General features: G+C 69.6%; 10 protein-coding genes and 1 pseudogene. 2 read left to right on the forward strand and 9 right to left on the reverse strand.

Features of this window, described 5'->3' with window-relative positions; all coding sequences use genetic code 11:
* The coding region (locus ABDW21_RS13330; RefSeq protein ID WP_343601902.1) for a PadR family transcriptional regulator at positions 1-578 on the forward strand (578 nt) is incomplete at its 5' end.
* A gap of 43 nt (positions 579-621) precedes the next feature.
* Here the strand turns inward: ABDW21_RS13330 and glpK are convergent.
* Genes glpK through ABDW21_RS13345 form a run of 3 tightly spaced genes read right to left on the reverse strand, consistent with a single transcriptional unit; the run spans position 622 to position 2821 of the window.
* A complete protein-coding gene (gene glpK, locus ABDW21_RS13335; RefSeq protein ID WP_343601900.1) occupies positions 622-2139 on the reverse strand; it encodes a glycerol kinase GlpK in 1518 nt (505 codons plus the stop codon).
* A complete protein-coding gene (locus ABDW21_RS13340) occupies positions 2124-2600 on the reverse strand; it encodes a type II toxin-antitoxin system VapC family toxin (protein WP_343601899.1) in 477 nt (158 codons plus the stop codon). Before ABDW21_RS13340 ends, glpK begins: the two co-directional genes overlap by 16 nt.
* Complete coding sequence (locus ABDW21_RS13345; protein ID WP_343710548.1) at positions 2597-2821, reverse strand: antitoxin; 225 nt, start codon at positions 2819-2821, stop codon at positions 2597-2599. Before ABDW21_RS13345 ends, ABDW21_RS13340 begins: the two co-directional genes overlap by 4 nt.
* 76 nt (positions 2822-2897) lie before the next feature.
* On the opposite strand from ABDW21_RS13345, the pseudogene ABDW21_RS13350 reads away from it, so the two are divergent.
* Positions 2898-3212, forward strand: a pseudogene (locus ABDW21_RS13350) (glutamate--cysteine ligase); the annotation flags it as partial.
* Positions 3213-3449: 237 nt separating this feature from the next.
* Here ABDW21_RS13350 and ABDW21_RS13355 read toward each other — a convergent pair.
* From ABDW21_RS13355 to egtA, 6 genes are all read right to left on the reverse strand, one after another.
* Entirely contained in the window at positions 3450-3806 is a 357-nt protein-coding gene (locus tag ABDW21_RS13355) for a DUF5615 family PIN-like protein (RefSeq protein ID WP_343710549.1), read from the reverse strand.
* Positions 3803-4192: a hypothetical protein gene (locus ABDW21_RS13360; RefSeq protein ID WP_343601895.1), complete on the reverse strand. Its 390-nt coding sequence runs from the start codon at positions 4190-4192 to the stop codon at positions 3803-3805. The genes ABDW21_RS13355 and ABDW21_RS13360 overlap by 4 nt, the downstream gene beginning before the upstream one ends.
* A 78-nt stretch (positions 4193-4270) precedes the next feature.
* Positions 4271-5236 (reverse strand): L-histidine N(alpha)-methyltransferase, encoded by a 966-nt coding sequence (gene egtD, locus ABDW21_RS13365; RefSeq protein WP_343601893.1) that lies wholly within the window; start codon positions 5234-5236, stop codon positions 4271-4273.
* Positions 5236-5925: an ergothioneine biosynthesis protein EgtC gene (gene egtC / locus ABDW21_RS13370; RefSeq protein WP_343710550.1), complete on the reverse strand. Its 690-nt coding sequence runs from the start codon at positions 5923-5925 to the stop codon at positions 5236-5238. Before egtC ends, egtD begins: the two co-directional genes overlap by 1 nt.
* A complete protein-coding gene (gene egtB / locus ABDW21_RS13375) occupies positions 5925-7202 on the reverse strand; it encodes an ergothioneine biosynthesis protein EgtB (protein ID WP_343710551.1) in 1278 nt (425 codons plus the stop codon). Before egtB ends, egtC begins: the two co-directional genes overlap by 1 nt.
* The gene (egtA, locus tag ABDW21_RS13380) at positions 7199-8464 is read right to left on the reverse strand and encodes an ergothioneine biosynthesis glutamate--cysteine ligase EgtA (protein ID WP_343710552.1); all 1266 of its coding nucleotides are present in this window, start codon (positions 8462-8464) and stop codon (positions 7199-7201) included. Before egtA ends, egtB begins: the two co-directional genes overlap by 4 nt.
* Positions 8465-8543 lie beyond the last annotated feature (79 nt).

Here is an 8543-nt window from a genome sequence, read left to right on the forward strand (position 1 = left end):
GTCCGGGTGGTCCGGGAGGCCGGCCGGGTTTAGGTTTCGGGCCCGGGACCGGCTTCGGTTTCGGGCCCACCCCCGGTTTTGGCCCGGGCTTCGGCTTCGGCCCGGGCGGCCGCGGTGGCGGACGTGGTTCAGGGTGGCGCAGCCGCCGGGGTGACATTCGCGCCGCCATCTTGACCCTGCTGGCTGAACGGCCCATGCACGGCTACGAGATGATCAAGGAGATCGCCGAACGGAGCCAGGACCTGTGGCGGCCCAGCCCGGGCTCGGTGTATCCGACGCTGCAGCTCCTCGATGACGAGGGGCTGATCGGCGGTTCCGAAAGCCAAGGAGGCAAGCGGCTTTTCGATCTCACCGACGACGGCAGGGCCGCGGCCGACAAGATCGCGACGCCGCCGTGGGAACAGATCGCCGAAGGCGTCGATCAGGGCCAGGTCGACCTGCGCGCGGCGCTGGGCCAACTGGTCGGAGCGGTGACGCAGGCGGCATATGTTGCCGCCGCCGAACAACAGCAACGTCTCGTCGCCATCCTCAAAAAAGCCCGCAGCGAGATCTACTCCCTGCTCGCCGAATCCGATTGACGGTGCTGGGGCCTGGCCGTGACCGCGGGTCAGGCCCCACCCGTCAGGACACGTCGACCCAGTCCAGCGTGCGCTGCACCGCCTTGCGCCAACCCGCGTAGCCGGCAGCCCGCTGCTCGTCGCTCCAGTGCGGTGTCCACCGCTTGTCTTCCCGCCAGTTGGCCCGCAGGTCGTTCGGGTCGGCCCAGAACCGCACCGCCAGACCCGCGGCGTAGGCGGCCCCCAGCGCGGTGGTCTCGGCGACCACCGGCCGCACCACGTCGACACCGAGCACGTCGGCCTGGATCTGCATGCACAGATCGTTGGCGGTGATACCGCCGTCCACCTTCAACACCTCCAGGGACACACCGGAATCCGCGGCCATCGCGTCGACCACGTCGCGGCTCTGATAGCAGATCGCCTCCAACGTCGCGCGGGCCAGGTGCGCGTTGGTGTTGAACCGCGACAGCCCGACGATCGCGCCGCGGGCATCGGAACGCCAGTACGGGGCGAACAGCCCGGAAAACGCCGGGACGAAGTACACCCCGCCGTTGTCGTCGACCTGGCGGGCCAGCGCCTCGCTCTGGGCCGCGCCGCTGATGATGCCCAGCTGGTCGCGCAGCCACTGCACCGCCGAACCCGTCACTGCAATCGAACCTTCAAGCGCGTACACGGGTTTCGCGTCGCCGAACTGGTAGCAGACGGTGGTGAGCAGCCCGTTGGCCGACCGCACGATCCGCTGACCGGTGTTGAGCAACAGGAAATTCCCGGTGCCGTAGGTGTTTTTGGCTTCGCCAGGCGCCAGGCACACCTGTCCGACCATCGCCGCATGCTGGTCGCCGAGGATCGCGGTGATCGGCAACTCGCCACCGACGGGTCCGCTGTCGTGCGTGATGCCGTAGGGCTGCGGCGACGACGACGGCGCGATCGACGGCAGCATCGCCCGGGGGATCGAAAAATACGACAGCAGTTCGTCGTCCCAGTCCAGGGTCTCCAGGTTCATCAGCATGGTCCGGCTGGCGTTGGTGACGTCGGTGACGTGCACGCCGCCGCGCAGGCCGCCGGTCAGATTCCACAGCAGCCAGGTGTCGGCCGTGCCGAACACGGCGTCACCGCGTTCGGCGGCGTCGCGCACCCCGTCGACGTTGTCCAGAACCCACTGCAGCTTGCCGCCGGAAAAATAGGTGGCCGGCGGCAGGCCCGCCTTGCGGCGGATCACGTCGCCGCGACCGTCGCGGTCCAGCGCCGAGGCGATCCGGTCGGTGCGGGTGTCCTGCCAGACGATCGCGTTGTAGTAGGGCCTGCCGGTCCGCTTGTTCCACACCAGGGTGGTCTCACGCTGGTTCGTAATACCCAGCGCAGCAATGTTTTTAGCCGACAAATTGGTCTTGTTGAGCACCGACACCAGCACTGAGGAGGTGCGCTCCCAGATCTCGACCGGGTCGTGCTCCACCCAGCCGGCGCGCGGCAGGATCTGCTCGTGCTCGAGTTGGTGGCGGCCCACCTCGGCGCCGTCGTGGTCGAAGATCAGGCAGCGGGTGCTGGTGGTGCCCTGGTCGATCGAAGCTACGAACTCGGGCAAATCCCCTCCTCAGCGTGACAGCCGGCCGACGAGAATGGATCCCGCACGGTGATCCAATCGAACTTGCGGAAGTCACGGTCACGAGTCCAGATCGTGGAGATCCCGTGCTGGCGCATGAGCGCGACCAGGTGCGCGTCGGACACCAGGTTGCCGCGCGGGTTGACGGCGTCTGCCACCCGTCGATAAACCGGCCAGAACCCATCCTGCTCGCCGACCTGCCGCACGTGCGGCTGGGAAACGAGCCGGTCGATGTTATTGGCGGCGACGGTTGGTGCCAGCGGCGCATCGAGCAACGCCGGATGGGTGACGATACGCAGGTAGCCGACCGCCACCGGCCATAGTAGATAGACCAGCTCCGGCCCGGTTAGGAACCGCTCGACCAGCTCCTTCGCCTTGTCGTGAAATGGGCTTCCACTATGTGTCGCGTAAACGAGAACGTTGACATCGAAGGTTTCGCTCACGTGTTGTCCAAGACCGCCCAGACAGCTTCCTTGTCGTCAAGGTCGACGCGCGGCCGCAGGTCAGCCGTCTCCCAGCGGATATCCACCCTCGGTCGAGGTTTGGCTGCAAGCGCTTGCGCCAGCAATTCGGAAACCAGCTGCCCCAATGTTTTGCGCTCCTGTTGCTGACGCTGCTTCAGCGCCCGCAAGATGTCGTCGTCGAGGTCGATCGTCGTTCGCATACGTCAGATGTTAGCGTGCTACGCATCAGATGTTGGTAGCTTGCGGAGCCGCCGGTAACCCTGTCGCGTCGACGCTGTGGGTGAAGATGTCGAGCGGACCGACGACAACCACACAGACCGGCAGGAGTACCGGGGCAAGGTGCAGGTGCAGCTGTGTCTGGAAGCGTTCGAGTCCATGCTCGCGCAGTCCAGCTTCGAGTTCGACCGCCCGCTGACGGGGATGGAAATCGAATGCAACCTCGTCGACAACGACCACCAGCCGGCGATGTCCGACCAGGATGCGCTCGCCGCGATCGCCGACCCCGCCTACCAGACTGAATTGGGCTCCCACAACATCGAATTCAACGTGCCGCCCCGGCCGCCGCCCGGCCGCACTGGAATCGAGCTGGAGGCGGCGTGAAGGCCTAGTTGGCCCCACCTCGTCTCGTCTGACGGGATGATCGAGCTGTCAGCCGGGAAGGGGCCAGGTTGGAGCTGAGCCGGATGGGTTTGTTCGAGGTGATCCGTCGGGACGTCCGGTGGGAAGGGCTTTCGGTTCGCCGGTGGAGTTTCCGCCGCATGCTCGCGACGAGAAGGGCCGGTGACGTTTCCTGCCTGTCTGCTGGCCGCGCACAAGTCCGGCCGAGCACTACATCGGTGTGTGGTCGAGGTAGACGACGCGGTCGTCAAGTTGTTGGTGGGCAACCGCTTTGATTGCGGCGATGAGCGGTTTGATCCCGGCTGGGCGCCGCGATAACCGGGACGACAGCGCTATCAGCAGCCCGTGGTGGTGATTGCCACGAGTGTTCCATTTGGCGGCGAGCCGGGTGAAATCTTTGACGTTCTCGGTGAGCACGACATAGCCGTCCACGGCCGCGCGTGCGAAAACGTGGGAATCGGCGCAGGCGGCAAGCCCGAGATCGGTGACAGTGATCGTCTCGATTCCAGCTGCATTCAGACCCGTTGCCAACGCTGCAGGGTGCATCTCGTCGAGTAGTAGCTTCACCGCGTGTCGGCGGCGGCAGTTTCGCTCCGGTGCAGATCGATGTGGGCCTGGACTTCCTCGGGGTAGGCGGCGCGGTAGGCCAGCGCGGCATCCACTTGTGCCCGGGTGACGACCCCATCGCCGACCAGCTCCGCTACCGGATCCTCGACCGGCCCGAGGTCGTCGATCCACATTGCGATCTCCCAGACGTCCGCCCCCGTGGTGAGTCCGGCGCGGCGCCCGGTCGGACCGTCGCGGAAAGTGATGAGCGGGTGCTCGTCGCGGCGGGCGCCTTCCTCGGCGTAGCGGCGGAGGCGATCGGAGAGGCTCTCGCCGGCTGCGCGGGCACGAAGACGCAACCGCTCGGCAAGGCGATCGTCGAGGCGAACGGACACATTCACCGACATGATTACAGTGTCATACATTGTCAACAGCCGGTCAAGCCGCGCCTCGTCGGCCAGCGACGTAGGGCTGGGACGCAGGGCTCACTTGACGGCCAGCGACAGGCCGAAATCTTCGGCGTCGTCGGTCCACCACCGAATGCGCCGCAGGCCCGCGGCGGCCAGCTCGGCGGCCACCGAGGCCGCCCGGAACTTGCACGACACCTCGGTGCGCATCTCCTCGCCGGCCGCGAACTCGACGGTCAGGTCGAGCGCGCCGATCCGCACCCGCTGCGCGCGCACGGCCCGCAGCCACATCTCCATCCGCTCCTGCCCGGCGTTCCAGCGCGCGACGTGCGCGTAGTTTTCCAGGTCGAAGTCGGCGTCGAGTTCCCGGTTGATCACTGCCAGCACGTTGCGGTTGAACCGTGCCGTCACGCCCGCGGCGTCGTCGTAGGCGCGGATCAGCCGCCCGGTGTCCTTGACCAGATCGGTGCCCAGCAGCAGGCTGTCCCCCGGCCGCAGCTCCGCGGCCAACGACGCCAGGAACGCCGCCCGCGGCGCGGTCGTGAGGTTGCCGATCGTCGACCCCAAGAACACGAAGAGCCGCCGCCCGCCGCCCGGGATTTCGGCCAGGTGCTCCTCGAAATCACCGCACACCGCGGCGATTTCGACACCGGGATACTCGCGTGCGATAGCGTTCGCGGCCGTCTCCAGCATGCCTGCGTCGACGTCGAACGGCACGAACCGGCGCAACCGGCCGCCGTCGCGCAGCACGTCCAGCAGCAGCCGGGTTTTCTCCGACGTCCCGCTGCCCAGCTCGACCAGGGTGTCGGCGCCGGTGGCGGCGGCGATCTCAGCCGCGCGGGCGCGCAGGATCTGCGCCTCAGCCCGGGTCGGATAGTACTCGGGCAACCGGGTGATCCGGTCGAACAGCTCGCTGCCCACTGAATCGTAGAACCATTTGGGCGGCAACGACTTCGGGGTGCGACACAGTCCGCCGGACACGTCCTCGCACAACGCCCGGTAGGCGGAGTCCGCAGCCAGGTGGTTCGCCAGGGACAGCGTCATCACGGTCCTTTCAGGGCTGTCATCGTGACACCGTCCGCGGTGACCTCGACCAGGTGCCGGTCCGGTACGTCGACCCAGCCGGGATCGTCGTCGAAGGGCTCGCTGGCCAGCACGACCCCGTCCGCGCGGCGCAGCACCGACAGCGTATCGCCCCACGTGGTGGCCACCAGCCGGGAACCGTCGGCCGCCAAAATGTTCAGCCGCGCGTCCGGGTCGGCGGCGCCGATCTCGGTGATCGTGCCGGCCAGCGCGTCGACACCACGGACGAAGACCAGCGCCGCGAGCAGCGCACTGTCGCAGACGGATTCGGCGGCCCGGCCGGCCGGCAGCACCGAACGGTCGACGACCCCGTTGTGCGACAGCAGCCACGCTCCGTCGCTGAACGGGGCGGTGGCGCTGACGTCGATCGGCATGCCCACGGTCGCCGAGCGCACCGCGGCCACCACGCAGTGGCTACGCAACGCCGGGGCAACCGAATGCAGGGAGACATCCCCCCACAGCGGCGCGGTGCTGCGCCAGCGCCGCGGCGTCGCGCCGTCGAAGAAGCCGACCCCCCACCCGTCGGCGTTGAGCAGCGCGTGCTTCTGCCGGCGCGGCGCGTAGGACTGCACCCGCAGGCCGTGCGGCGGGTCGAGCACCAGCGACGAGACACTGACCTCGCGGCCCAGCCAACCCAGGTGCCGGCACATCAGGCGTCCCACGCCAGGCGGACACCGGCAAAGATCTGTCGCCGGTAGGGGTGATCCCAGTTGCGGAAACTCGGCCGCAGGATCGCCGGTTCCACGGCCCACGACCCGCCGCGCAGCACCCGGTAGTCGCCGCCGAAGAACGGCCGCGAATAGCGCTGGTAGACCATCGGCGTGAAGCCGGGCCACGGCCGCAGCGCCGAGCCGGTCCACTCCCAGACGTCGCCGAGCATCTGCTCGGCCCCGTAGGCCGACGCCCCGGCCGGATAGGCGCCCACCGGCGCAGGGCGCAGCGCCGCGCCGCCGAGGTTGGCGCGGGCGGCCGACGGCTCGTCGGCACCCCACGGGTAGCGGCGACGGGTCTCGGCGCGCGGATCCCACGCACACGCTTTCTCCCACTCGATCTCGGTGGGCAGCCGGGCTCCCGCCCAAGCGGCGTACGCCTCGGCTTCGAAGCAGCTGACGTGCTGCACCGGTTCGTCGGCGGGGATGTCCTCGACGTGGCCGAACCGGGTGCGGGTGCGCCCGTCGGGGTTCCAGAACTGCGGCGCCGCCAGACCGGTGCGCCGGCGGTGCTCCCAGCCGCGCGCCGACCACCACCGCGGCTGCGCGTAGCCGCCGTCGTCGGCGAACTGCCGCCACTCGCCGTTGGTCACCGGAACCCGGCCGATCCGGAACGCGGGGACGTCGACGAGATGCGCCGGTCGTTCGTTGTCCAGCGAGAACGGTTCGCGTGCGGCGTCCACGCCCAGCACGAACGGGCCGCCCGGCACCGGCACCGACGTGCCGGCCAGGCCCGGACGCCCCGCCGGCAGTGCACCGCCGGCGCCCAGCAGCGGCGCGCCGGGACGCAGGTTGAGGGCTTGCAGCATGGTCTCGTCGTGCTGGTGCTCGTGGCTGACCACCATGGCAAAGATGAACGCGTCACGGTCGTCGGGCAGTGCGTCCAGGGCGTCCAGCGCGGCGGACCGCACGGTTCGCAGATACCCGCGCGCCTGCTCCGGCGACAGCAGCGGCAGGTCGGCGCGGCTGGCGCGGGTATGCACGAACGCGTCGTAGAGACCGTCGACGGCCAGGGGCAGCACTCCCGGCCGGTCCGGGTCGCCGCCGCGCAGCAGCCACAGTTCCTCCTGCTGGCCGATGTGGGCCAGGTCCCACACCAGCGGGCTCATCAGCGGGTCGTACTGACGGCGCAGCTCGGCGTCGTCGACGTCGACCAGCAGCAACGTCCGCTCCCGGGCCCGGGTCAGGTCGGCGGCCAGCTGTTCACGCGAGATCACGGCTGTTCCCGTGCCAGCCGCGCGACGGTGGGCACGAGGCCGTGATCGACGACGTGCTCGGACAGGTCGTCGGCGGGGCAGCGCCGTCGTTCGACGCTGCGGATCAGCCGGTCCATCGCCGGATGCAGCGGTGCGGGCGCGCGGTGGGCGGCGGCGGCCACGCAGCGGGTGGCCGCGGCGTGCAGCCGCCGGTCGGAAAGCCCGATCCGGGAGGCGCAGTCCCAGGCGGCGGCGACCGATTCGACGGCCTCCGCGGCGACGGCGGCGGCCGCCGGATCGTCGAGCAGCACCACCAGCGTGAACACCAGAGCCGGCCAGAGCAGGTCGGGAACGGCATCGAGGTAGCGGATTTCCAGCCAGCCGCGCGGGCGCACCGGCGGGAACAGCGTGGTCAGGTGATAGTCCAGGTCGGCCGCGGTCGGGCGGCGCCCGCCCAGCAGCACCCGCCCGTCGGCCCAGTCGGCAAACGGCACGTAGCCTCGCACCGGCACCGCGGTGCCAGCCGGGGGGTCGTGCACCAGCATCACCGGCGCCTTGAGCGCGTAGCGCGCCCAGTCGGTGCCGGGATCGTCGTCGCTGGCGGTCAGGATCGGGCCGCACCGCGTGGCATCCAACTGGCCCCACACCCGCTGGCGGGTCGAGCACCACCCGGAGAACGTCCCGCCCAGCAGCGGAGAATTGGCCGCGATGGCCACCATCGTCGGCCCCAGTGCATGGGCCAGCCGCACCCGCGACGCCCACCCGGCCCGCGGCCCGGCGTCCACGTTGACCTGAATCGACGCCGTGGAGGTCATCATCGCCGCCCCGGCGGCCCCGGTGTGGGTTGCCTCGAAGAACTGTTCCATCGCCGCATAGCGATCACCCGGGTTGATCCGCCGGGCCGCCCGCAACGGATCCGTCCCCAGCAACACCAACCCCAGGCCGGCGTCGGCGAACGCCGCCCGCAGCACCGCCCGGTCAGACGCCATCGCCGCGATCGCCGCCACCACGCCGTCACACGGCGGACCCGACAGCTCCACCGCGCCCCCGGGCTCCACGCTGACCACGCTGCCGCCGGGCAACGCCGGCAGCGACGCCACCGCGGCGCCGATCTCGTCCCAGCCCGGTCGCCGACACGGCTGCGCCGGGTCGTAGCAGTGCGCCTCCACCTCCAAACCGACCCGGCCCGACGGCGCATCACACAAAGACCCGTCAGCGACATACCGCGCCGCCGCTACCGAGCCGGCCAGCTCCTCCCCGGCCAGCTGCGACGCTGACGCCATGACACCGATCCCTCCCTGCCCGTGGCAGTGTTCGTGGCCCAGTGCGTTATTGGCCCAGTGCGTCACTGGCCCAGTGCGT

Origin of the sequence: Mycobacterium sp., assembly GCF_039583805.1 — a bacterium.
GTDB lineage: Bacteria > Actinomycetota > Actinomycetes > Mycobacteriales > Mycobacteriaceae > Mycobacterium.